This is a genomic window from Streptomyces sp. HP-A2021 (genome assembly GCF_022807935.1).
Classification (GTDB): domain Bacteria; phylum Actinomycetota; class Actinomycetes; order Streptomycetales; family Streptomycetaceae; genus Streptomyces; species Streptomyces afghaniensis.
The window spans coordinates 788,716-812,375 of record NZ_CP094344.1; the positions used below are offsets into that span (position 1 = coordinate 788,716).

General features: G+C 71.3%; 16 protein-coding genes. 6 read left to right on the forward strand and 10 right to left on the reverse strand.

Annotated features, from left to right (window positions below):
- Window positions 1-87 precede the first annotated feature (87 nt).
- Complete coding sequence (locus MQE23_RS03775; RefSeq protein ID WP_243378229.1) at window positions 88-555, reverse strand: DUF6069 family protein; 468 nt, start codon at window positions 553-555, stop codon at window positions 88-90.
- Between the two features lie 160 nt (window positions 556-715).
- Here MQE23_RS03775 and MQE23_RS03780 point away from each other — a divergent pair, with 160 nt between their 5' ends.
- Together MQE23_RS03780 and MQE23_RS03785 are read left to right on the forward strand one after the other, a co-directional pair.
- Window positions 716-2,395, forward strand: coding sequence for an NAD-dependent malic enzyme (locus MQE23_RS03780; protein ID WP_243378231.1), 1,680 nt, complete (start codon window positions 716-718; stop codon window positions 2,393-2,395).
- Window positions 2,396-2,532: 137 nt separating this feature from the next.
- Window positions 2,533-3,810 (forward strand): alginate lyase family protein, encoded by a 1,278-nt coding sequence (locus MQE23_RS03785; protein ID WP_243378232.1) that lies wholly within the window; start codon window positions 2,533-2,535, stop codon window positions 3,808-3,810.
- Between the two features lie 16 nt (window positions 3,811-3,826).
- On the opposite strand, the gene MQE23_RS03790 is transcribed toward MQE23_RS03785, so the two are convergent.
- The 4 genes from MQE23_RS03790 to MQE23_RS03805 form a co-directional block, all read right to left on the reverse strand.
- Window positions 3,827-5,059, reverse strand: coding sequence for a glycoside hydrolase family 88 protein (locus MQE23_RS03790; protein WP_243378234.1), 1,233 nt, complete (start codon window positions 5,057-5,059; stop codon window positions 3,827-3,829).
- Between the two features lie 40 nt (window positions 5,060-5,099).
- Complete coding sequence (locus MQE23_RS03795) at window positions 5,100-6,989, reverse strand: glycoside hydrolase family 97 protein (RefSeq protein ID WP_243378235.1); 1,890 nt, start codon at window positions 6,987-6,989, stop codon at window positions 5,100-5,102.
- A 25-nt stretch (window positions 6,990-7,014) separates the two neighbouring features.
- Window positions 7,015-9,333 carry a hypothetical protein gene (locus MQE23_RS03800; protein WP_020274684.1) on the reverse strand — a complete coding sequence of 773 codons (2,319 nt, stop codon included), beginning with the start codon at window positions 9,331-9,333 and terminating at the stop codon, window positions 7,015-7,017.
- Between the two features lie 159 nt (window positions 9,334-9,492).
- On the reverse strand, window positions 9,493-10,488 hold the full coding sequence (locus MQE23_RS03805) for an Lrp/AsnC family transcriptional regulator (protein ID WP_243378237.1): 996 nt from the start codon (window positions 10,486-10,488) through the stop codon (window positions 9,493-9,495).
- 118 nt (window positions 10,489-10,606) lie between these two features.
- Here MQE23_RS03805 and MQE23_RS03810 point away from each other — a divergent pair, with 118 nt between their 5' ends.
- Genes MQE23_RS03810 through MQE23_RS03820 form a run of 3 tightly spaced genes read left to right on the forward strand, consistent with a single transcriptional unit; the run spans window position 10,607 to window position 14,612 of the window.
- Window positions 10,607-11,926 (forward strand): Nramp family divalent metal transporter, encoded by a 1,320-nt coding sequence (locus MQE23_RS03810; protein ID WP_243378238.1) that lies wholly within the window; start codon window positions 10,607-10,609, stop codon window positions 11,924-11,926.
- A complete protein-coding gene (locus MQE23_RS03815; RefSeq protein WP_243378239.1) occupies window positions 11,923-13,374 on the forward strand; it encodes an amidase in 1,452 nt (483 codons plus the stop codon). The genes MQE23_RS03810 and MQE23_RS03815 overlap by 4 nt, the downstream gene beginning before the upstream one ends.
- A complete protein-coding gene (locus MQE23_RS03820; RefSeq protein ID WP_243378240.1) occupies window positions 13,371-14,612 on the forward strand; it encodes an FAD-dependent oxidoreductase in 1,242 nt (413 codons plus the stop codon). The genes MQE23_RS03815 and MQE23_RS03820 overlap by 4 nt, the downstream gene beginning before the upstream one ends.
- A 7-nt stretch (window positions 14,613-14,619) precedes the next feature.
- Here the strand turns inward: MQE23_RS03820 and MQE23_RS03825 are convergent, their stop codons facing one another.
- From MQE23_RS03825 to MQE23_RS03845, 5 genes are all read right to left on the reverse strand, one after another.
- A complete protein-coding gene (locus tag MQE23_RS03825; protein ID WP_243378241.1) occupies window positions 14,620-16,359 on the reverse strand; it encodes a trehalase family glycosidase in 1,740 nt (579 codons plus the stop codon).
- 59 nt (window positions 16,360-16,418) lie between these two features.
- Window positions 16,419-17,243 (reverse strand): carbohydrate ABC transporter permease, encoded by an 825-nt coding sequence (locus MQE23_RS03830; RefSeq protein ID WP_243378242.1) that lies wholly within the window; start codon window positions 17,241-17,243, stop codon window positions 16,419-16,421.
- Window positions 17,240-18,226 (reverse strand): sugar ABC transporter permease, encoded by a 987-nt coding sequence (locus MQE23_RS03835; RefSeq protein ID WP_243378243.1) that lies wholly within the window; start codon window positions 18,224-18,226, stop codon window positions 17,240-17,242. The genes MQE23_RS03830 and MQE23_RS03835 overlap by 4 nt, the downstream gene beginning before the upstream one ends.
- Window positions 18,227-18,236: 10 nt before the next feature.
- Window positions 18,237-19,478: an extracellular solute-binding protein gene (locus tag MQE23_RS03840; protein WP_243378244.1), complete on the reverse strand. Its 1,242-nt coding sequence runs from the start codon at window positions 19,476-19,478 to the stop codon at window positions 18,237-18,239.
- 131 nt (window positions 19,479-19,609) lie between these two features.
- On the reverse strand, window positions 19,610-20,632 hold the full coding sequence (locus MQE23_RS03845; RefSeq protein ID WP_020274674.1) for a LacI family DNA-binding transcriptional regulator: 1,023 nt from the start codon (window positions 20,630-20,632) through the stop codon (window positions 19,610-19,612).
- A gap of 305 nt (window positions 20,633-20,937) precedes the next feature.
- Between MQE23_RS03845 and MQE23_RS03850 the strand changes: the two genes are divergently transcribed.
- Window positions 20,938-23,619 carry a cellulosome protein gene (locus tag MQE23_RS03850; RefSeq protein ID WP_243378245.1) on the forward strand — a complete coding sequence of 894 codons (2,682 nt, stop codon included), beginning with the start codon at window positions 20,938-20,940 and terminating at the stop codon, window positions 23,617-23,619.
- Window positions 23,620-23,660 lie beyond the last annotated feature (41 nt).

Sequence of the window (23,660 nt, forward strand, 5' to 3'; positions counted from 1 at the left end):
CGTTCGGGGCTGTCGCGTGGTGCACGACGACGGCCCGTCCGCGGTGAGCGCGACGGGCCGGTGTCGGGAGCGTGGGAGTCGAGGGCGTCACCTCCGCACGAGGGACAGCCGACGTGCCACCAGGGGGATGATCACCGCGGCGGCCACCACATGCGACGCGGCGAGGACGATCTGGGTGGACGTGGCCGTGTGCGGGGCGACGGCCGGGCCGGCGAGGGACAGTGCGGTGAGGACGACGGTGGTCACGGTGAACGTGCGGGCGGGCCGCTTCGCCCAGCGGGCGAGCACCACCGCCAGGACGATCCCGGCGACCGACCAGAACACCACGCCGCCGCCGAAGCCGCCGACGGGGATCTCCGCGGCCTCCCGGGCGCCGGGGCTGGCCGCCTCCATCGGGACGCCCGCGGCCCGGGTGACGAGTGCGAACGCCTCCGTGACGACGGCACCGGCGAGCGTCGCCAGGACGCCGACCAGCCATACGGGGCGCGTGGAAAGGAAGCCGGTGGTGTGCCGGGAGTCGGTGCGGGCCTGCGTCTGAGGGGTCGTCACGCTCATGTCGCCTTCTCCTGCTCGGTGTTGGGCTCGGTACGCCTTACGGAGAGGTAGACCGGGCGACGCGCCGGAACTCATCGGTGAACCGGGGACCGGCAGACCGTTCGGCCGAACAGCGCAAGTCACCTGCACGAACGGGCGAGTCCGGGGAAGGCGTCACCCCATGAACCAGCCGAAGACCCAGCACCCCCGCACGACCACCGGCCCCGGCGTCACGACCCTGGCCGACCCGCTGGTCAACAAGGGCACCGCCTTCAGCCGGCAGGAGCGCGCCGAGCTCGGCCTCGACGGGCTGCTGCCGCCCGCCGTGGAGACCCTGGACGAGCAGGTCGCCCGCGCCTACGAGGCGTTCCACGGCTACGACAAGCCCCTCAACCGGCACATCTACCTGCGCCAGCTCCAGGACACCAACGAGGTGCTGTTCTACCGTCTGGTCACCGAGTATCTGGAGGAGTTGCTGCCGGTCGTCTACACGCCGACGGTGGGTGAGGCCTGTCAGCGTTTCAGCGAGATCTACCGGCGGCCGCGCGGACTGTTCCTGACGTGGGAGGACCGGCACCGTTTCCGGGACATCCTGCGCAACCGCCCGCACCGCGACAAGGACGTGGACGTCATCGTCGTCACCGACGGGCAGCGCATCCTCGGCCTGGGCGACCAGGGCGTGGGCGGGATGGGCATCCCGATCGGCAAGCTCAGCCTCTACACGGCGATCGGCGGCATCCACCCCGCCCGCACCCTGCCGATCCTGCTGGACGTCGGCACCGACAACGAGGACCTGCTCGGCAACCCGCGCTACCTCGGTCGGCGCGCCCGCAGGCTGACCGGCCCCGACTACGACGAGATGATCGAGGCGTTCGTCTCGGCGGTCGAGGCGGAGCTGCCCGGCACGCTGCTCCAGTGGGAGGACTTCGCCACCGCCCACGCCCATCCCATCCTCTCGCGCTACCGGGACCGGCTGCTCACCTTCAACGACGACATCCAGGGCACGGCGGCCGTCACGCTCGGCGCCCTGTCCACCGCTGCGAACGTGTCCGGCACTCCGCTGTCCGAGCAGCGCCTGGTGATTCTGGGCGCGGGGTCGGCCGCCATCGGTGTCGCCGACATGATCCGGACCGCCATGGTCGAGGAGGGCCTGTCCGAGGACGAGGCCACGGCACGGTTCTGGATCCTGGACGTCGACGGCCTGTTGGTGCGCTCGCGTACGGAACTGACGCCGCAGCAGCGGGTGTTCGCGCGCGACGACGACGAGGTGACCGGCTGGGCCGGCACCGGCCTCGCCGAGGTGGTGCGCCGTGTCGAGCCGACGGCGCTCATCGGGCTGTCGACGGCTCACGGCGCGTTCACCGAGGAGATCGTGCGGCAGATGGGATCGACCTGCGAACGGCCCGTCATCTTCCCGCTCTCCAACCCCACCTCCCACTCCGAGGCCGAGCCGGCGGACCTCACCCGCTGGACCGGCGGCCGGGCGCTGATCGCCACCGGCTCACCCTTTCCGCCACTGACGGTGGACGGGAACCAGGTGCCGGTGGCGCAGTCGAACAACGTGTACGTCTTCCCGGCCATGGGCCTCGCGGTGACGGCGAGCCGGGCCACGCGCGTCACCGACCGCATGATGGTGGCCGCCGCCCGGGCCGTCGCCGACTGCGCGGTACGGGCGGCGCATGGCGACGACGGTCCCGTGCCGCTGCTGCCGCCCCTGAGCGGGATGCGCGAGTCCGCCCGCGAGATCGCACTGGCCGCGGCCCTCGCCGCCGTCGAGGACGGGGTGGCCCCGCGGGCGACGGAAGCGGAACTGCGCGAGGCGATCGCCAAGACGCAGTGGACACCGCGGTACGAGACCTGAGTACGGGCCGGGCGGCCGGCGTCGGCCGGATGGCGATCTCTCACCGCCTCTTTTCCCCTCGATGCTGTCGTGACATGCTCATGTCCACCCCTCCACTTGAACGGCGTTCACGGTCATGAACTCGAAGGGAGTGGATCATGAGGACAAGACCTCGATTAGGCGTCCTGCTGGTGGTTCTCGCCGCGCTCATCACGGGGGCCGCCCCCACCGCCTCGGCCCGCGCGGAGGCCCAGCACACGTACCGGACCCCGCACACCGCCGTACTGGACGGCACCCGTCTGCACCGGACCAAGGTCCGGCTGGATCACGGAGATCCCCGACTCCGGCGCGCCGTCGAGGTGCTGCGGGGGCGCGCCGACAGATGGCTGGACCAGGGGCCCTGGACCGTCGTGGACAAACCCCGGCCCGCCCCGAGCGGAGATCTCCACGACTACCTCAGTCAGGCTCCGTACTGGTGGCCCACCAAGGCCCCGGCCCCGGACAATCCGTGGGGCTGCCCGTACGTGCAACGCGACGGCGAGCGCAACCCCGAGGTCGACTCCGGCACCGACCGCCAGGACGTCGAGAAGACCTTCGACTCCGCCTACGACCTCTCCCTCGCCTGGTACTACACCGGGGAAGCGCGCTACGCCGAGAAGGCCGGGCAGGTGCTGCGCACCTGGTTCCTCGATCCGGCCACGAGGATGAACCCGAACCTGAACCACGCGCAGTTCATCCCGTGCAAGTACGACGGTCGCGCCATCGGCATCATCGACTTCTCGCAGTCCTACACCAGCGTCCTCGACGCGCTCGCCCTCCTGGAGAGCGGCGCCCCGGGCTGGACCGCGAAGGACCGCAGGGGCATGGCCCGGTGGAACACCGATTTCCTCGACTGGCTCAGGAACAGCGACTTCGGCAAGCAGGAGGCCGCCGCCACGAACAACCACGGCACCTTCTACGACCTGCTGCTCGCCGGCCTCGCCTACGCGACCGGTGACCGGGAACTGGCCCGCCGAACGGTCCTCGACGCCCGGCACAAACGCATCGCACCGCAGATCGCGGCCGACGGCAGCCAGCCCCAGGAGCTGACCCGGACCAGGAGCTGGCACTACTCGACGTTCACCCTGGTCGCCCATGCGCGGCTGGCGGCCATCGGCCGGAACGCCGGCGTGGACCTGTGGGCCTATCAGGGGCCGGAGAAGGAGAGCCTGTTCAAGGCGGTCGGCTTCCTCCTGCCCGCCGCGACGGGAACGGCCGCCTGGCCGCATCCGGAGCTTCAGTTCCGCCGGTACGCGGCGACCGACGTCGTGCACGCGGCGGCCGATGCCGGGGACAGGCGGGCGCAGCGGGCCGTGCGGTCGCTGGAGGAGCCGCCGGGCGGCGACCTGTGGCTCCTGCGCCCGGCGGCGGAACAGCTGGACTCCATCGCAGGCTGACGGCACTCCCTGCCCGTCAGACCGTGGAGAGGTCGATCGCCCGGTCGACGTCCTGCGGCTGGAGCACCCGCAGGATGCCTTCCAGCAGGTAGTAGTCGGCATACGGGAGGGAGATCTCGATGCCGTCCTCGGCCGGACGGTTGCGGGTGCAGCGGGCCACCACGGCTTCCGCGCGGGCCGAGTTCCTCGTCAGGCACGTCTCCGAGAGTGCGGTGAGCAGCCGTAGCGCCACCTCACGGTAGGCGTGCCTGCCGGTGGCCGCGGCCAGGTCCAGCAGCCCGCAGGCGGTGATCGCTCCGGCCGACGCGTCCTTGATGTCGTGGGGCTGCTGCGGCGCGCGGTAGTCCCACACCGGGACGTGGTCCGGGGTGAGTGCTCCGACCGCGTAGTCCGCGAGTGCGCGGGCGGTGGTCAGGAAGTCCCGGTTCCCGGTCCTCCGGTACAGGGTGGTGAAGCCGTACAGTCCCCACGCCTGCCCGCGCGCCCAGCAGGACGTGGGGCTGTACCCCTGCACGGTGTTCGGTCCGACGGGCGCGCCGCTGTCCGGGTCGAAGTCGTAGACGTGCGGCGTCGATCCGTCCGGGCGGGGGAAGACCCGCCGGGTGGTCTTCGCGTGTTCCACGGCGATGTCCAGGTACCTGTCGTCCCCCGTCTGCCGGCTCGCGAACGCCAGCAGGTCGAGGTTCATCATCGTGTCGATGATGACGCGGCCGGCGTTCTTCGGATCGTTCAGCGGGCCCCACGCCCTGATGAAGCGCCCCCGCGGGTTGTACCGCTGGATGAGGGAGTCGGCCGCCCGCAGGGCGCCGGTCCGCCAGGCTTCATCGCCGGTCAGCCGCCAGGCGGTGACCCAGGACGGGTAGAAGAGGAAGCCGAGGTCGTGCGTGCCGGTGTCGTACTGGCGAGGGGCCAGCTTCCGCGCCGAGTCCAGGGCATGCGTGCGGAAGGCCTCGTCCTTGCTGTGGAGCCACGCCATCCACAGCGTGCCCGGCCAGAATCCGCCGACCCAGTCGCCGTTCTGCGAGTAGACCCACTTCTCGAACTTCGTGCCGACGGGGAAGGCGGTCACGTCCGGCGCGACGGCGGCGACCTTCTCGACGGCGTAGTCGGCCGCCGCGCGGAGCTTGCGCAGGGTGGGCGCCGGCACGCGGCCGGCGGTCGTGTCCGCGGCTGCGGCAGGTGCAGGGGAAGCGCATAACGCCGTGGCGCCGGCCGCTGTGGCCAGCACGGTACGCCGGGAAACACTCATGCTGATCCCTCCAACTCGGTGTTCAGGCACGTGAACTGGCTCAGCGGTGGCAGGTGGTGACACCCGGGCGCCAGGGACAGGCGATCCCGGCGAAGCCGCCGTTCGCGACCACGTCCACGGCGAACGTGTCGCCGCCGCGCAGCACCTGACGGTTCCTGACGAGCCCGTCGGCGCCGTCCTGGATCGTTTCGACCAGCCAGCGTCCCGCGCCGATGGTCAGCGGCACCTCCGCCCTGCGGGCGGGGCCGGCGTACACCCCGCCCAGGAACCAGCGGTCTCCGCTGCGGCGGGCGAGCACGGCTTCCCGGCCGGGCCGGCCGGCGAGCAGCCGGGTGTCGTTCCACGCGGCGGGGACCTGGTCGAAGTAGTCCCGGGCGAGCGGCCGGGCGTCGTACGAATCGGGGGTGCCCGCGAACATCTGGAGGCCCGACTCGTAGGCGACGGTGAGCCCGACCTCGGCCGCGTCGGAGTTGGGGCGCAGGCCGACGCGATGGAAGGCGCCGGGGGTGAAGTCCATGGAGCCGATGACGTTGCGGGTGAAGGGCAGGGTGGTGAGGTGGGCGGCGGTGTTGGTGCGCTTCTCCTCGCCGGCGACGCCCTCCAGGGTCATGACGTGGGGCCAGGTGCGCTGGATGCCCTTGGGGACGGTCGAGCCGTGGAAGTTCACCATGAGGTGGTGGGCGGCCGTCTCCCGGAGGATGGCGTCGTACCACTGGAGGGTGGCCTGCGCCTCGGAGTCCATGAAGTCGATCTTGACTCCCTTGACGCCCCACCGCTCCAGAGTGGGCAGCCACTGTGCGCGTTCCTCGGGTGTGTCGAGCTCGCGCTGGTGGATCCAGACGATGATCCCGACGCCCTTGGCGCGGGCGTGGTCCACGAGCTCCGGCATCCAGCTGTTGGTCTGCCAGTCGGGGTCGGTGACGTCCCACTCGTCGGCCTTGAAATACCAGCCCGCGTCGACGGCCTCGTAGGGCCAGTTCCGCTCGGCGGCGTAGTCGACGTAGGCCTTCTGCGCGGCGAGACTCTGCCCGGCCGGGCGGCCGCCGGCGAGCCAGGTCCACAGCACGGTCCCGGGCCTGATCCAGGACGGGTCGGCGACCTTGGAGGCGGGAGCGAGGTCGTCGGTGAAGGTGGACCGGGTGACGGTGGCCAGGTCGCCGGTGACCATGGCGCGCCAGGGGGTGGTCAGGGGGCCGTCGGTCTTGACCCGGTCGTCGGCCAGTTCGACGCGGTAGGTGCCGGTGCCCTTGTCGTGGGCGAGCCGGGCTCCGGAGTAGGCGCCGGTGAGGTCGGACTCGGCGAGCAGGGTGTACCCGCCGTCGGTCGCGAACAGCGCCTGGGGCGAGTACGCGCCGGTGGGGGCCGTGGCGGCGGTGTACTCGGTGAACTGGCCCTCGTTGTCGGGCCGGTAGGTGCCCAGCCAGGCGCCTGCGTCCGGGGGCAGGGTGAAGGCGGAGGTCTCGCCGAGCACGTCGCCGTGTCCGGCGGGCAGGACGTAGCGGTAGGCGACGCCGTCGGCGGCGGCGCGGACCAGCAGGTCGAGCCGGGCGCCCGCGGGGGTGGCGAAGGACAGGCGGGTCTCGTTCATGCGGACCCGGCGGTCCAGCCGCTTGCCCGACCTGGTGCGGTAGCGCTCCTCGACCGTCCGGTTCTTGCCGCGCAGGAAGCGCAGATCCTTGGAGAAGTCGGCCCGTTCGGTGACGATGCCGACCGGCGACGGCTCGATGACCGTACGGCCGCCACGGGTCACCGACAGGCTCAGTGTGCCGGTGGCGTCGTCCAGGGCTATGCGTGCGCGGGGGGCGTCCGCGGCGACGGTCACCGTCCAGGCGCGCTCCCGCTGCTCGGCCCCGGCGGGAGCGGTGGTGAGGAGGGTGGCCGCCAGTGCGGTGCACAGCGCGGCGACCACGGTTCTGATCGGAACAGCCATGTGAACCCTCCGAGGTGTGTGGCGGTTACGGCAGTCCCCAAGCCGGACCCGGTTCGCCGACGGCGACGGGCGCGATGACGAGGTCGGGGCGCGATCCGGAGTGGACGAGCACCTCGCGGCCCTTGGGCAGGTCGATGGCGAGGGTGCCGCCGCCCAGGTCGCGGGTGCGGGCCGGGGTGCCGTCGTCGAGCAGCACGGTGAGGGTGCCGGTGAGGCCGTGCCGGAGTTTGAGCGGCTCGCCGGCCAGGCTCTTGATCCGGATGAACCGGGTGGCCCCCTTCTTGCGGACGGCGCTGACCAGGAAGGCGCCCTGGGTGCGGAAGTCGTGCAGGGTGACGTCCGCCCATGCGGTCGGGACGGCCGGGAAGACGCGGATCACGCCGCCCCAGCTCTGGCAGAACATGTCGTGCAGGGACTGCGAGGCGGACAGCGGCGTCTCGATGACCGGGCCGGCCTCGGTGTAGTGGGTGTTGGCCTGGCAGGGGTAGCGGGTGGAGGTGTCGAAGAACCTCCGTAAGTAGCCGATCGCCGTGTCACCGTCGCCGGTCATCGCGTAGATCGAGGCGGCGCCGGTGTAGCTGTAGCCGCGGTGGGCGCCGGTCAGCGCGTGCCAGTGCTCCACCGACGTGGTGATCAGGTCGCGGCTCTCGGGCTGGTCCCAGTTGACGAGGTACAGCGGGTACACCATCAGCAGGTGGGAGTAGTGCCGGTGGGACCGCTCGTACGGCGTGTCGGCGCCGATCATGAAGCCGTTGTCGTCGACCGGGTAGGGCGTGAGCTTGGCCAGCACCTCCCGCCAGCGCGGGGCCAGGTCGTCGTCGATGCCGAGGACTTCGGCGGACTCGATGAGCGTCTGGCAGGCCCAGCGGATCAGGGCCAGGTCGTAGTTGGTGTCCTGCGGCGGTACGACGGGGTACTCGGGCGAGAGCGTGCTCGGCAGGTGCAGCTTGCCGTCGCTGCCCGGGGTGAGGAAGTGCAGGTAGTAGTTGACGGCCCGGCGCAGGACGGGGAAGACCGTGTCGCGCAGGAGCGCCTTGTCCATGGAGTGTCTGTAGGACAGCCACACGTTGTGCAGCGCCCAGGTGAGGTTGCCGGCCTCGGTGCCGCTGCCGGGCCTGCCCACTCCCCGGTTGGCGAACATGTCGGAGCTGCGGCCGACGCCCGAGCTGTCGGCCCGGTAGGCGGTGGGCACGTTGGCGATGAGCTGTTCCTGGTTCTGGCGCAGGGTGGTGGCGAGCGCGTCGAGTTCCAGGTGGTTGGAGCCGTGGATGAGCCAGTACTCCAGCTGGACGTTGAGGTTCCACCAGACCGCGGGCCAGGGGGTGGGCTCCAGCCACGGCCCGGAGGTGGCCATGACGGGGCCGCCGGCCCGGCTGGCGGAGGCGACCTTGTAGAGCTGGATCCAGTGGAAGCTCTGGAGCCGCTGGTCGGGGAACGAGACGAAGCTCTTCTGGTAGAAGGCGTGCCACCAGCGCGTGTGCCGTCGCCGGAGGGTGCCGTAGGACCCGGCGCGCCGCAGGTTGCGCAGCGAGTCGGCCTCGGCCGCGGTGGTGGAGGGGGCGCTGTGCCCGACGCTGAGCAGCAGTTCGTCGCCGTCGCGCCGGTAGGCGGTGGCGGTCTGGGCGCCGGTGAGCGGCTGGAGCACCTGCTCGGTGCCGTCGGCGGCGGTCTTCGTGGTCCAGGGCGGGTTGGGGATGTAGTCGGCGGGCGGGGGCTCCTGGATCTTCCGGGGGCTGATGGCCTCCTCGGGGTGGAAGGTCCAGACGGCGCGCTCGCCGCCGGTGGCCCGCACCCGGACGGCGAGCACCTCGTCGTGGATGAGGGCGGAGAGGGTGAGCTTGCCCGCGGTGGTGGTGACGGTGCCGGTGAGTTCGGCGTTCCACAGGCTCAGCCGCCAGTCGACGGCGGTGATGGTGCCGGCCGGTTCGAGCGTGAGGTGCCCCACGGGCAGCCGGCAGGTGCCCCAGCCGCTCCCGAACTCGGGGCGGTGGTCCTGCACCCGGCCGTGCTGGACGGTGAAGCGGACCTGGTTGGCGTCCGGCTCCCGGTAGATCATGCTGCCGAGCAGCCCGTCGCCGAGGAAGGGGCCCTCGTACCAGCGGGTGGGCAGCCTGGTCCACAGCAGGTCCTGGCCGCGCAGGAACGTCGACCAGGCGCTGTCGGTGGTCATGGTGTCGCGGAGCTTCCAGGGGCGTCTGCCGCCGCCGGCGTCGGACGGCACCGTCCCGGTGGGTTCCTGGGCTTGGGCCGTGCCGGGCAGGGCCGCCGCCGCGGCGCCCGAGAGGGCGGTGCCGAGTACGGCTCTGCGGGCCACCTTCGAACGTTGCTCCGGCTGTGAGGTCATCGTGTCCTCCAGACCTGACGGATCATCGATACATCGGGTGTATCGGGGAACCTAAGCAGCGTTCATGCACCTGTCAATGACATGAACGCGGTCCATGTGGATGAGCCCTCCGATGTATCGAGGAGGACTCAGCCCCGTTCGCCCGGTCTGAACAGGACGTCAGTCACGCAGCCACGGCGCGAGCATCCCGCCCCTCTTCAGCGAGCCGAGGACCATCGACACATCCACCGACACCGCCTCGCGCAACCACGGCGAACGCGTGACGAAGTCGTGGAGCGCCGCTTCGTCCGGAAACGCGGTCAGGACCAGCAGCTGGCGTTCACCGGTGACGAAGCTGACGTACCGGACGTGCGGGGACGCGGCGAGCCCCGCCGTCACCGCGTCGACCTCCGACGGCACCGTCCGCACCCACAGCACCGCCTCCACCGGCAGCCCGAGCAGCACCGGTTCGATCACGGCACGGACGCGGACCCGTCCCGCCCTGCGCAGGGCGCCCAGCCGGCGCCGGGCAGTGGCCTCGGACACCCCGGACACGCGGGCCAGTTCGTCGAACGTGCACCGCCCGTCCTCGGCCAGGGCGTTCACCAGCAGCCGGTCGGCGCGGGAGAGTTCCCCGGCACCGTCGAACGCGGGTGACACGTCCGCCGACGCCGAGGCGGCCCCCGTCCCGGCGGTGAGGGCGGTGATCTCGGCCTCGGTGAGCAGACCCGCGTGCCACTCGCGAATCGTCCGCACGTGCCGCAGCACCGGGAGCGTCAGCGTCCGTACGACCCCCGGCAGACCCGGGAGCTCGTCCATGACGAGACCGGCGAGACGGTCGCGCGGGCACTGCACCTCCGCGACGCAGTCCCAGGTCCCGGTCAGGACGTGGGCGAAGGCACAGTCGGGCCGGCGCGCCAGCGCGGTGGCGACCACACGGGCCTGGCCGGGTGCGCAGCGCACTCCGATCACCGTGCTGCGCCCGCGCACCGCCATGGCGCCGATCCGTACCAGCCCGGAGTCCAGCAGCCGGGTGCCCCGCCGGACGACGGTCCGTTCCGGTTCGCCGAGCGCCGTCGCGATGGCGTGCCACGAGGCGCGGCCGTCGATCTGCAGCGCGCTGATGATGCGCCGGTCCAGCGAATCGGCCACGAAGCCGGTGTGCGGTGCGTCCATCGGCCTGAGCGTATGGCTGATTCCGTCGATTTCCCAGGGAATCTTGTTCCCATCCGTCGGCCTGGCCGACTCTGCCGGAAGCCGGACCACGCTTTCCCTATCTCCGGAGGTGGCCGACGTGACCGCGACACCCGGAAGTCCCCCTCATCCACCGACGGCTGCCCCGTCCCCCGAGTCCTTCCCCGCCCCCGCCACCCGGCGCGGGCGGCTGGCCGTCCTCGGGCCGGGGCTGGTCCTCGCGGCGGCCAGCGTGGGCGCCGGCGACATGGTGACGTCGCTGGCGGGCGCCGCCGGCTACGGCATGGCCCTGCTGTGGGCGATCCTCATCGGCGTCGTGCTCAAGTACGCGCTGACCGAAGCCGTGGGACGCCTGTATCTGGCGACCGGCCTGACGGTGATCGCGAGCCTGCGTTCGGCCGCCCGCTGGCTCCCGTACGCCTTCTTCGGTTTCGTCCTGGTCATCGGGTTGCTGTACGGGGCGGCCCTGAGCTCGGTGGCGTCGCTCGCGCTGTCGACGCTGTTCCCCGCGCTGCCGGTGAGACCACTGGCCCTGGTGATCGCGCTGGCGTCGGCCGGGATCGTGTACGTGGGCCGGTACTCGCTGTTCGAGCGGGTGATGAGCGGGTTCATGCTGGCCAAGTTCGTCGGCATGGTCGTGCTGGCCGTGGTCACGCTGGTGACCATGGACGACCCGTCCGGACTGGTGTCCTCGCTGCGGCCGCGCCTGCCGGAGGGCGACGTGATCACCGTGCTGGCGCTGGTCGGCGGGGTGGGCGGCACGGCCGGAGTGGCCTCGTACAGCTACTGGGTGCGGGAGAAGCGCTGGCGGCACGCGAGCTGGCTGCCCGTCATGCGGGCCGACACGGCGATGAGCTACACGGTCACGTTCCTGTTCGTGGTGTGCACCTCGATCGTGGGCACCGGTCTGCTGTACGGCAGCGGCCGGACGATCACCGGCAACGACGGACTCGCCGCGCTGGCCGAACCGCTCGGCGCGGACCTGGGGTCGGCGGCCCGGGTGCTGTTCCTGGGCACCTTCTTCCTCGTCACCCTGAGCGCCCTGGTCGGCGGCTTCAACGCCCTGTGCTACCTGCTGGCCGACTCGCTGCGCACCCTGCGCGGGGTGCCGGACGACGAGGCCGAGCGGCACATGGGCCAGCGCAGCCGCCCGTTCCGCCTGTTCGTGCTCTACTGCGCGGCCACGTCCGTGGCGGTGACCTTCGCCGGGAAGCCGGTCCCCCTGCTGCTCACCTACGCCGCCGTGGGCTCCCTCGTCCTGCCGCTGCTGTCCGGGGCGCTGCTGGTCCTTCTCAACCGGCGCGGTCTGCAGCCGCCGTACCGCAACAAGACCCTGTCGAACGTGCTGCTGTCGGGCTCCTTCGTCCTGTTCGGGGTGCTCGCCGTCGTACAGCTCAAGGAAACCCTGGGAGGACTGTGAACCCCGCCGACCTGTGCTTCGCCACCGCGACCGAGCTCGCCGCGGCCCTGCGGCGCCGTGAGATCTCCGCCCGCGAGGTCGTCACCGCCCATCTCGAACGGATCGACCGGGTGAACCCGTCGGTGAACGCGATCGTCACCCTGGTCGCCGACCGAGCGCTCGAGGCGGCGGCCGAGGCGGACGAACGGGCTGTGTCACAGGCCGAGTTGGGGCCGCTGCACGGGCTGCCCGTCGCCCACAAGGACCTCCACGACACCGCGGGCATCCGCACGACGTACGGCTCCCCCGTCCTCGCCGACCACGTCCCGGCCCGGGACCACCTGGTCGTCGAGCGTCTCAAGCGGGCCGGGGCCATCACGCTCGGCAAGACCAACGTGCCCGAACTCGGCATGGGTTCGCACACCGTCAACCCCGTCTTCGGCGCGACCCGCAACCCTTACGACCTCTCGCGCAGCGCGGGCGGCAGCAGCGGCGGAGCCGGGGCCGCCCTCGCCTGTGGCATGCAGCCGATCGCCGACGGCAGCGACACCGGCGGCTCGCTGCGCAACCCGGCGTCCTTCAACAACGTGGTCGGCCTGCGCCCCTCCCCCGGCCGGGTCCCCTCCTGGCCCGACAAGGCCCCGTGGGGGCAGCTGTCGGTCAAGGGACCCATGGCGCGGACCGTGCAGGACGTCGCCCTGACGCTGTCGGTGCTGGCCGGGCCGGACCCGCGCAGCCCGCTCGCCCTGGAGACGCCGGGCTCCCTCTTCTCGGGCCGGCTCGACGGCGATGTGCGCGGCTGGCGGGTCGCCTGGTCGCCCGACCTCGGCGGGAGCGTGCCCGTCGAGGCGGAGGTCCGGGACGTGGTGCGGGGCGCGGTGGAGGTGTTCGCCGCGCTGGGCTGCGAGGTCGAGGAGGCCTGCCCCGACCTGTCCGGCGCCGACGAGGCGTTCCACGTCCAGCGCGCCTGGCAGATGGAGCTCGCCCACGGGCCCCTGCTGGACGAGCACCGGCACCGCATGGCCCCGGACGTCGTCTGGAACATCGAGGAGGGCCGCAAGCTCACCGGCCCGGACCTGGGCCGCGCCCAACTGCTCCAGGCCGCGCTCTTCCACCGGGTGCGCGAGTTCTTCGGGAGGTACGACGTCCTGCTGCTGCCGGTGAGTCAGGTCGCGCCCTTCGACGTCCGTCTCCCTTACCCGGCGTCGGTGGACGGCATCGCCATGGAGACGTACCTGGACTGGATGCGCTCGGCCAGCCTGATCACCATGACCGGCTGCCCGGCCCTGTCGGTCCCGGCCGGCTTCACCCCCGGCGGGCTGCCGGTCGGGCTCCAGGTGGTCGGGCCGCACCGGGCGGACGCGGCCGTGTTGAGGGCGGGGCACGCGTTCGAGCAGGCGACGCGGTTCGGGGAACGGCGGCCGGACGTCGCGGTGAGCACGGAAACGGCGGAAGGCGGCCGGTCATGAGCCCGCGCAGTGTCGTGGTGGTGGGTGCGGGCATGGCGGGACTGGCAACTGCCTGGTTCCTCCAAGAGGGCCGCGTCGAAGTCACCGTCGTCGACCGGCGGGGCGTCGCGGCCGGCGCGTCCTGGGGCAACGCGGGCTGGCTGTCCCCCGCCCTGACCGTGCCGCTGCCCGAACCGGCCGCCCTGAAGCTGGGGTTGCGCACGCTCCTCTCCCCCGCTTCCCCGCTCTACATCCCGCCCCGCCCGGATCCGCGGCTGGCCCGCTTCCTGCTGGCGTTCACCCGGAACTGCACCCACCAGCGCTGGCAGGTGGCGATGGCGGCACTCGCCGCGCTCAACCGCCAGGCGCTGTCGGCGTACGACGAGCTGGCCCGGGGCGGGATCACCGAGCCGACGCGCTCGGGCGAGGCGTGCCTGCTCGCCTTCACCTCCGCGGCCGGCCGTGCCCCGCTCGTGGCGGAGCTGGACGCGGTGCGCGCGGCGGGGCAGGAGGTCGACTACGACCTGCTCACGGGGGCCGAGGCACGCGCGTGGGAACCCGCCCTCTCGCCGCGCGTCGACGCGGCCGTACGACTGCACGGCCAGCGTCACCTCGACCCCGGGGCCTTCGTCGCCGCGCTGGCCGACGCGGTCCGCGACCGGGGCGGAAAGATCGTCACCGGCCTGGAGGTCACCCGCGTACGGGACCTGGGCACCGGGGTCGTCGCCCTCGCCCCGGACGGCGCGTCCGTGCGGGCCGACGCGGCCGTCCTCGCCCCCGGCGCCTGGCTCGGCCGCCTGGCCGCGCCCTTCGGGGTGCGCGTGCCGGTGCAGTCCGGACGCGGCTACAGCTTCTCGCTCCCTCCGGCGGGGCTGCCCACCCGGCCCACCTACTTCGCCGAACGGCGGGTGGTCTGCACTCCGCTCGGGGACCGGGTGCGGGTGGCGGGAATGATGGAGTTCACGGGGCCCGACCGCCCCGCGGATCCCCGCCGCATCGAGGCGATCGTCAACTCCGTCCGTGATCTGCTCCCTTCGGCCGACCTCAGCCGTCGCACCGACGAGTGGGCAGGCCCGAGGCCATGCACGGCGGACGGCCTGCCCCTGGTCGGCCCGACCCGCTCGCCCCGGGTCCACGTCTGCGGCGGCCACGGCATGTGGGGCATCGCCCTGGGCCCCCTCAGCGGCAAGCTGCTGGCGGAGTCGATGGTCACGGGCCGTCGGGCTGCCGAGTTGACGGCGCTGCATCCGCTGCGGTGACGCACGGTCAGTGGCTGCCCCGGTGTGCGTGTGCTTCGGCGAGGAGGAGGTAGCTCGCCGCGGTCCAGGTGTAGGCGCGGTCGCGCAGACCCGTGCCCGTGAGGGCGTCGAAGTTCTCGGCGAAGCCGTGGGTCTCGCACAGGGCGCGGAAGCGGGCGCTGATGTCGTCGGCGAGCCGGTCGTGGCCGGCGCGGCGCAGGCCGTCCTCGATGAGGACGGTGGCGGGGGCCCAGACCGGTCCGCGCCAGTAGCCGTCGGAGAGGTAGTGCGGTGAGGTGGGCAGTTCGGTGGCGAGACCGTACGGGGTCAGATGGGCCTTGATGTGATCGGCCAGCGCGCTGCCGATCTCGCCGGGCAGGTGCTCGCCCAGCACGATGGGCATCAGGTCGAGAAGGCTGGAGCTGCTCCACGTGTGCCCGGTGGCGGCTCCCCGGGCGACGAACCGTTCGCCGGTCCAGAGCTCGTCCAGCAGCGCCGACTGGATCTCGCGGGCCGTGCGCGTCCACCGGCTCGCCTCGTCCGGCTTGTCCAACTCCGCGGCCAGTTCAGCGAGTTCGTGGAGCTGGAGGACGAGGAAGGCGGCCAGGTCGGCGGTGACGACCACCCGCTCGGGGTCGAAGGTGGTGGCGTTGTCCCAGCCGCTGTCGTTGCCGTGCTGGTAGTGGGGCAGGGCGGCGCCGGGTGCGCGTCGTTCGGTGAGCCAGAAGTCGGTCCAGCGTGCCAGCCGGGCGTATGTCTGGGCCAGTTCCGCCCGGCTGGGAGGCACCGGCAGCCGGCGGCGCAGAAGGCCCGACGTCCAGCCGTGGATGGGCGGTTTGACGAAGTTGTGGAGGACCTCGGAGTGGGTGACGGAGTCGGGCAGGGCTCCGCTGCCGTCCTGGTGGTCGAAGGGCAGGGCGAACTGGTCCACGGCCAGTTCGGGACGGCCCGGAGCCAGGGCCAGGGCGTTGAAGCAGTGGTCCCAGCTCCACACCTTGTCCATCCAGTGCTTGGACATGAGAACGGCGGGCCGGGTGACGAGTCCGGTCGGCCGTACGGTCGCCGACCAGAGGACGTAGGCGGCGAGTTCGGCGGCCGGGGTCGCGGACGAGCGCCAGGGAGCCACCGCGTCGGCGAAGTCCGCGAAGGATCCGCGGGCCGCCGCCACGATCTCGTCGAAGGCGGCCGGGGACGCGTACGGCGGGCGAGCGGTGTCGAGTTCCTCGACGGCGATCTCCCACCCGCCGTCTGCCGCCGCGGCCAGGGCGAGGCCGCGGTCGCCGCCGCCCAGGGCCTGGGCTCCGTCGGTGTGGGCGATACGGCCGGACAGGACGGTGACGCGGTAGCGGCGTCCCGTCTCGTACGACGTGAACACGTGCGCGTCCGCCGCCGGGTCGTGGAAGAAGTACGTCCCGCTGAACGGCGTCAGGACCTGCGCGGCCGCACGGACGCCGAGGCCCAGTCCGCTCCCCCGCAGGCGTACGGTGTCCGGCGACTCGTAGGTGAGGTCGATGCGCCCGGCCTGGCCGACCCAGCTGAGCAGTCCCGGAGTCGCCTCGACACGGGTCCCGGTGCGCTCGCCCGTCGCCGGGTCCAGGGGGACGAGGCGGAGGACGGCGTGCATGCCGTTCTGGTGCGAGACGAGGTGGAGGTCGTCGGCGTACGTCTTCTCCGCCACCACGGGTGAGATGCCGAACCAGGATCCGAACGTGCTGAACGGGATGTCGTGGACCGAGAAGGCCGGTCCGGACGACGGGGCGGCGGTCATGAAGGCGTGACTCGTTTCTCGAGCAGGGATCGTCGGCGGAGGGGAAGGTCAGCGGGAGGTCAGTCCTTGACGGCACCGGCGGTCACGCCGGCGGCGACGTAGCGCTGGGCCAGGACGAGGATCACCGCGGCGGGCAGCGAGGCCACGACGGCGGTCGCCATGATGGCGTTCCACTCCTGGTTGTTGTTGCCGATGTAGTGGTAGATGCCCAGGGTGATCGGCTCGTGGGCACCGCCGTTGACGAGGGTGCCGGCGAAGACGAAGTCGGACCACGACCACAGGAACGCGAACAGCGACACCGTGACGACGGCGTTGCGGCTCATCGGCAGGACGACGGCACGGAAGGTCGTCAAGGGCCCGGCGCCGTCCATCGTCGCCGCCTGGAGCAGTTCGCCGGGGATGCCGGACATGAACGCCGTGAAGATGAGCACCGCGAACGGGACGGCCAGGGTGGAGTCGGCGACGATCAGGCCGGGCACGGACCGGAGCAGGCCGAGCTGGAGGTAGATCGCGTAGAACCCCATCGCCATGATGATGCCGGGGATCATCTGGGCGACCAGGAAGAGGAAGCCGAGCAGACCGCCGCCGCGCGGGCGCAGTTTGGCCAGGGCGTAGCCGGCGGGGGCGGCCAGTGCCACGGTCAGGACGACCGTGCCCAGGCCGATGACCAGGCTGGTCGCGAGGTAGGGCAACTGCTCGTCCAGGACGGTGCGGTAGCCGGCCAGGGTGCCGTGCAGCGGCAGCAGGTCCGGCGGGCTCTTGCGCATGTCCTGGTCGCGGGTGAGGGAGACGTTGAGCATCCAGTAGACCGGGAAGAGCATGATCCCGGTCAGCAGCAGACCGATGGCCGTCTTCCACCACGTGCGGCTGGTGCTTCGGTTCATGACAGCGCCTGCTTTCGCTGGACCCGGATGTAGACGAGGCCGAACACCAGGGCGGCGACGACGAGCAGGTTCCCGACGGCCGCTCCGGGGCCGAAGGCGGGCAGGAGATTGCCGAAGCCGAGCTGGTAGGACCAGGTGGCGAAGGTGGTGGACGAGTCCGCCGGGCCGCCCTTGGTCATGATCCAGATGATGTCGAAGACCTTGAGTGTGTAGACGAGGCCCAGGAGCAGGGTGATCGCGGACACCGGGCGCAGCAGCGGGAATGTGATGCGCCAGAAGCGGTGCCAGGCGTTCGCCCCGTCCAGGGCGGCGGCCTCGTACAGGCTTGCGGGAATGGACTGGAGGCCGCTGTGGAGCACGACCAGGTTGAAGGGGACGCCGATCCAGATGTTCGCGATGATCACCGAGGTCAGCGACCAGGACGGTGAGGTCAGCCAGTTCACCGGGCCGATTCCGGCGGCGCTCAGCAGGGCGTTGACGATGCCGGAGTCGCTGTTGAGCATCCACGACCAGGTGGATGCCGACACGATCAGCGGGAGCAGCCACGGCACCAGGAACAGGGCTCGCAGGGTCGCCGAGAGCCGGAAGTTCTGGTGGAAGAAGACCGCGAGGGCCAGGCCGATGGCGTACTGGAAGACCAGGCACACGGCGGTGAACACCACGGTGTGGAGCAGGGCCGGCGCGAAGGTCGGGTCGTCGAGGACCTTCCCGTAGTTCTCCAGGCCCGTGAAGGGCGCGTTGCCCTGGACGAAGGAGCGGACCGTGTAGTCGCGCAGGCTCAGGTCGAGGTTGCGGTAGAGGGGATAGGCGTAGAAGAGGACGAGGTAGAGGGTGACGGGGGTGAGGAAGGCCCAGGCGGCCCACTGCTGGGAGGCCGGGCGGCGTCGTGGCGCGGGGCCGGCCGGGGGCGGGGCGGCGGTGGCCGCCCCGCCGTCCCGGTCGAGCGCCGGCCGGCGGGCCGGTGGAAAGGTCGTCTGCTTCATCGGGCCCACGTCACTTGACTGCGGACTGCGCCGAAGTGAGAGCGTCCTTCGGGGACTTCGCCCCGCTGAGCGCGGACTGGACCGCCTTCCACAACTGCTCCGAGATCTTGGGGTACTTGGTGCCGAGGTCGCCGCTGGTGCGTCCCTTGGCCGACTTGACCGCGTCGACCCAGGGCTTCAGCGCGGGGTTCGCCGCCACCTGCTTGTCCTGGACCTCACCGGTGGGGGCCACGTAGGACAGGGTGGTGTCGGTGTCGTACAGGTTCTGGGTGCTGGTCAGGCAGGTCGCCAGCTTCTGCGAGGTGGTGTACCGGCCGGTGTCGTCCTGGACCGGGAGGGTGACGAACTCGCCGCCGGTCGGGGCGGCGGCGTGGCCCCCGCCGGCGCCCGGGATCGGCAGGACGCCGTACTCGAAGCCGGCCTTCTCGGCGTTCGCGAGCTGCCAGGTGCCGTTCTCGGCGAAGGCGTAGTCGCCGCCGGCGAACTCCTGCCAGCTGGTCGTCTGGGTGTTGTTGATGACCGAGTTGGGGGCGTAGCCCTTCTTCAGCCAGTCCTGCCACAGCGACAGCGCGGAGACGGCCTCGTCCGAGTCGAGTTCACTGAGCTGGGCGCCGGAGCCCCAGAACCAGGGCAGGAACTGGAAGCTGCCCTCCTCGGTGCCGATCGCCGAGAACGTGATGCCCTTCTTGCCCGCCTTCTCGACCTTCTCCAGCGCCGCCGTCAGCGACGTCCAGTCCTTGACCGAGGCGATGTCCACCCCGGCCTCCTTCAGCACCTTCTTGTTGTAGTAGAGGGCGAGGGTGTTGGCGCCGATGGGTGTGCCGTAGGTCTTGCCGCCCGACTGGCCGGCCGCGAGCAGGTTGGGGTCCACCTTGGAGGTGTCCAGCTTGTTCTCGTCGGTCGTGGTGAGCACGCCCGCCTCGGCCAGGGTCGAGACGACCGGATTGTCGACGATCAGGACGTCCGGGGAGTTGCCCTGCTGGGCCGCGAGCAGCGTCTTGTTGGCCAGGTCGCTGGTGTCGAAGCCGGTCCGCTGGATCTTCACGCCGGCCTGGGTGCCGCACTTGTCCAGCAGCTTCGTCCAGGCCGAGCCCTTGGCGAACTGCGGGTACGGGTCCCAGATCGTGTAGGTGCCGCTGTCGGCGTCCTTGGCGTCGGTGCTGCCCGCGCCGGAGGAACAGGCGGTGCCGACGACGGCGACGGCTGTCGACAGGGCCACGGCGGCGAAGAGCCGTCTGGAGGAGCTGTGCATGGCGGGTCCTTCGTTCTTGGCATACGGGTGCCGTGGGCGGGGTGACGAGGGGTGTGCGGGCACGCGGAACGTCGGCGGCGTGCCTGGTGAAGTGAGAAGAGTCCGAGGAGGGGTCGAGGGTCAGGCGGAGGTCAGGCGGAGGGCGTACCGCCGGCGGGTCCGGTGCTCGCCCGCAGCGAGATGGGCGGTGCGAGAAGGTGGTGCCGAGGCGGCGCGCCGGGATGGTCGAGCCGTTCGATGAGCAGGTCGACGGCGCGGCGGCCCATCTCCTCGGCCGGTACGTCCGCCGCGGTGAGCTGCGGGGTCACCGTCTCCGCCCACCGGCCGGCGACGACTCCCGTGACGGAGAAGTCCCGCGGCACATGACGGCCCGCCTGGGAGAGCCCTCGGTAGAGGCCGCCCAGGGCGGCCTCGTTCAGCGTGACCAGGGCCGTCGTCGCCGGATCGTCGTGCAGGATCTGTTCCAGGCATGCCTGGCCGGACGCGGCGTCGTCCCCGCAGCAGTACGTCCGCACCGTCAGCCCGCGCTCGGCCGCCGCCTTGGTGAAGCCGTCCAGTCCCCGGTGCGCGGACTCGTACCCCGCCCGCAGGAGCTGCTCCGGACGGTTGACGAAGGCGACCCGGCGATGTCCGAGGTCCGCGAGGTGGTGGACGCACGCCGCCGCCAGCGCGGTGTGGTCCAGGCCGACCCACCAGCCGCTCTCCGGGTGCGCGGTGCGGCCGATGGCGACGGCGGGGAAGTCCAGCGCGGCCAGATGGTCGGCCCGGTCGTCCTCCAGTCTGATCTCCATCAGGATCGCGCCGTCGACCCGCCGCTCCCCCAGCAGTCGCTGGAACGAGCGGTCGCTGTCCACGCCGCTCGGGGACAGCAGCACGTCGTAGTCGTGGGCCGCGGCGGCTTCGACGACACTGCCGATGAAGTCCAGCTGCATGCCGGTGTAGTGGTTCCCGGCGGGCGGGAAGACCAGGCCGATCGTGCTGGTCCGGCCGTTGGCCAGGGCGCGTGCGCTGGCGTTGGGCCGGTAGCCCAGCTCGTCGATGACGTCCTGGATCTTCCGGCGTGTCTCGTCCGACACCGGACGCTTGCCGCTCAGCGCGTACGACACGGTGCTCCGCGAGACACCGGCCCGCCGGGCGATCTCACCGATGTTCACGGGCAACTCCTTGCGTGGGCTGTCGAACCGGCGAGTGTCGAACCGGTTCGCGTGAAGTGAAGCTAAGAACTGCCCCGACGGCTGTCAACACCCCGCACAGCACTTCTTGCCTTGCGACAGGGGTATTGCTGGGAGATTTCGCCGGTGCTAGCTTCCTGCGAACCGGTTCGACGAGCGGTCGGCCCTGTGCGCCGCAAGGGACGACGGACGGTCGCAGCTTGTTTGCCAGCGATGAGTCGAACCGGTTCGACTCCTTCAGTGTCCGATTCAGCGTCCGAAGCAGTACGGAACCCACGGAGACCTCAGTGCGACGAAGCAGAACGACTGTGGCCGGAGCCGTCGCGACGGCCGCCCTCGCCACGCTCCTGGCCGGCCCGTCCGCGGGCACCGCCGGGGCCGCGGAGCGGGAACGGCTCGTCATCGACCTCGCCACCGACACCGGCGCCTTCCACGGCGGCGCCGCCGGCTCGCTGTACGGCGTGTACGGCGACGGCGTGCCGAGCCGCAACCTCATCGAGGGCATGCACCTGCGCACGGTGTCGACGAAGGCGCAGGACGGTCCGCAGCACCCGGGAGCGGACGCGCTGGAGATGCTGCCGCCGTTCGTGGACTCGGGCGGCAAGGACGTCTACATCTACATGACCGACATCTACCGCGGCTTCCCGTACCAGTGGCCCGGCGCCAACGGCCCCGAGCGGCTCGCGGACTTCAAGGCGAAGATCAAGAAGCAGGTCCAGCAGGTCCTGACCATGGGGAAGTACAAGGATCACGTCGTCTACGTGCCGTTCAACGAGCCCGAAGGGAACATGTTCGGGACCGGTGAGTGGAGCTACAACAAGGTCTCCTGGCTGAACGACCCGCAGCACTACTTCGCGGCCTGGAAGGAGGTGTACCACCTCATCAAGGGCCTCGACCCGGACGCCCGCATCGCCGGCCCCAACACCAGCGTCCTCTACAACCAGGTCAAGGGCTTCCTGCAGTACGCCAAGGCCAACGACGTGGTGCCGGACGTGATGACCTGGCACGAGCTGTCGTCACCCGCCGCGGTCCGCACCAGCGTGGCGAAGTACCGGCAGATGGAGAAGGACGTCGGCGTCGGCCCGCTGCCGATCAACGTCAACGAGTACGGGCACAACTACCACCTGTCCGTGCCCGGCCAGGTCGTCCAGTGGGTCTCCGCCATCGAGGAGTCGAAGATCGACGCCGACCTGGCGTACTGGAACATCGACGGCAACCTCAACGACTCGGCCGTGGAGGCCAACAAGGGCAACGGCCAGTGGTGGCTGTTCAACGCCTACGGGCAGATGTCCGGCCACACGGTCGAGGTGACCGCCCCGCACCCCAACCAGCAGTACACCCTCCAGGGCGTGGCGACCCTCGATGAGGACAAGAGGCAGTCCCGGGCCCTCTTCGGCGGCAAGAGCGGCGACGCCGACGTCGTCTTCGACCACATCGACCCGAAGCTGTTCGGGAAGACCGTGCGCGCCACCGTGCAGGAGATCCCCTGGTCCGGTCAGGTCGGCGACTCCGCCCAGCCGTTGCGGCTCGCGGACCAGGAGCTGACGGTCGGCGCGGACGGCTCGGTGACGCTGCCGATGACCGGCATGAACGAGATGTCCGCCTACCAGGTCATCCTCTCCCCCGGCGGCAACGGCGCGAAGCCGGCCGCGCCTTCGGTCAGCTGGCGTCAGACCTACGAGGCGGAGAACGCCACCTACACCGGCAAGGGCTACTCCAGGAACGGCCCCGAGGGCACGCCTTCCGACGTCGGCAAGTTCGCCACGTCGGGCGCCTACAACGTGGGCGGTCTGCGCACCGGCTCCGACGGGGTCCTCGCCTTCGACGTCGAGGTCCCGCAGGACGGCACGTACGACCTGAGCGTCTTCGCCAACTCCTACAACCTGTACGACCTGGTGAAGGAGCAGGGCCCGACCAACGTCTTCCTGCGGGTCGACGGCAAGGAGCCGCAGGAACTGAGGCTGCCGCTGGGCTACAAGTGGGTGGTCTGGGGCCACACCGACACGACGGTGAAGCTGACCGCGGGCAAGCACCGGATCACGCTGGCCGCCCAGGACCCCGACCTCGGGGTCACCAAGGGTGACGCCATCATCGACAAGATCGACCTGTCCCTGCGCGACGAGAAGGTGACCGCGCCGGCGATCTACGAGGCCGAGTACGCCACCCTCACCGGCACCGAGCCGCGCTACACGTACCGCGGTGCCTCGGGGCCGGGCGCGGTTCCGCTGCCGAAGGGCGCCTCCGCGACCTTCTGGGTCCACTCCCCCGCCGACGGTGAATCGACCGTGTCGGTCGACCACTTGGGCGGCGGCCGGGCGAGCCTGGCACTCAACGGCGAGGAGCTCGACCTGCCCAAGGCCGGCGGGGCCGGGAAGGGCACGGACACGGTCCGGCTGTTCCTGTCCGGCGGCATCAACAAGATCACCGTCACCGGCACAGCACGCGAGCTGGTCCTCGACCGGCTGCGGGTCGCCCCGTCGAAGGGCACCCTGGTGCCCACCGTCTACCAGGCCGAGAACGGCACGCTCACCGGCGCGGCGAAGGTCACCGGCGCCTACCCCTTCGCCACGAACGGCAAGGCCGTCACGGACATCGGCGACGGCAAGGCCAACGCCCTCACCGTCGACGTGGTGGCCGCCAGGGCCGGGCGGCACGCGCTGACCATCCGCTACTCCAACGCCGAGCAGGCACCCGCCACCCACTACAACCCCGACCCGATCGCCCGCCACGCCGACCTCTCCGTCAACGGCGGACCGGCCCGCCGGGTGCTGTTCCCGACCACCTTCCACTTCAACAACTTCTGGGACCTGACCGTCCCGGTCACCCTGAAGAAGGGCACGAACCGGCTCACCTTCACCGCCGAGGAACTCCCCGACTTCAACGGTGACACCTACAACCAGTACGACCAGCGGTCCCCGTACGCACCGGTGATCGACCGGCTCGCCGTCACGCCGCTGGCGGCGAAGTAGCCCTGGTGAACGCGAGGCGCCGATCCGGAAGCCCGGTCGGC

Excerpts from the sequence above, each read along its gene's own strand:
- MQE23_RS03775 (WP_243378229.1), bottom strand. The coding sequence starts at position 555 with ATGAGCGTGACGACCCCTCAGACGCAGGCCCGCACCGACTCCCGGCAC.
- MQE23_RS03780 (WP_243378231.1), top strand. The coding sequence starts at position 716 with ATGAACCAGCCGAAGACCCAGCACCCCCGCACGACCACCGGCCCCGGC.
- MQE23_RS03785 (WP_243378232.1), top strand. The coding sequence starts at position 2,533 with ATGAGGACAAGACCTCGATTAGGCGTCCTGCTGGTGGTTCTCGCCGCG.
- MQE23_RS03790 (WP_243378234.1), bottom strand. The coding sequence starts at position 5,059 with ATGAGTGTTTCCCGGCGTACCGTGCTGGCCACAGCGGCCGGCGCCACG.
- MQE23_RS03795 (WP_243378235.1), bottom strand. The coding sequence starts at position 6,989 with ATGGCTGTTCCGATCAGAACCGTGGTCGCCGCGCTGTGCACCGCACTG.
- MQE23_RS03800 (WP_020274684.1), bottom strand. The coding sequence starts at position 9,333 with ATGACCTCACAGCCGGAGCAACGTTCGAAGGTGGCCCGCAGAGCCGTA.
- MQE23_RS03805 (WP_243378237.1), bottom strand. The coding sequence starts at position 10,488 with ATGGACGCACCGCACACCGGCTTCGTGGCCGATTCGCTGGACCGGCGC.
- MQE23_RS03820 (WP_243378240.1), top strand. The coding sequence starts at position 13,371 with ATGAGCCCGCGCAGTGTCGTGGTGGTGGGTGCGGGCATGGCGGGACTG.
- MQE23_RS03825 (WP_243378241.1), bottom strand. The coding sequence starts at position 16,359 with ATGACCGCCGCCCCGTCGTCCGGACCGGCCTTCTCGGTCCACGACATC.
- MQE23_RS03830 (WP_243378242.1), bottom strand. The coding sequence starts at position 17,243 with ATGAACCGAAGCACCAGCCGCACGTGGTGGAAGACGGCCATCGGTCTG.
- MQE23_RS03835 (WP_243378243.1), bottom strand. The coding sequence starts at position 18,226 with ATGAAGCAGACGACCTTTCCACCGGCCCGCCGGCCGGCGCTCGACCGG.
- MQE23_RS03840 (WP_243378244.1), bottom strand. The coding sequence starts at position 19,478 with ATGCACAGCTCCTCCAGACGGCTCTTCGCCGCCGTGGCCCTGTCGACA.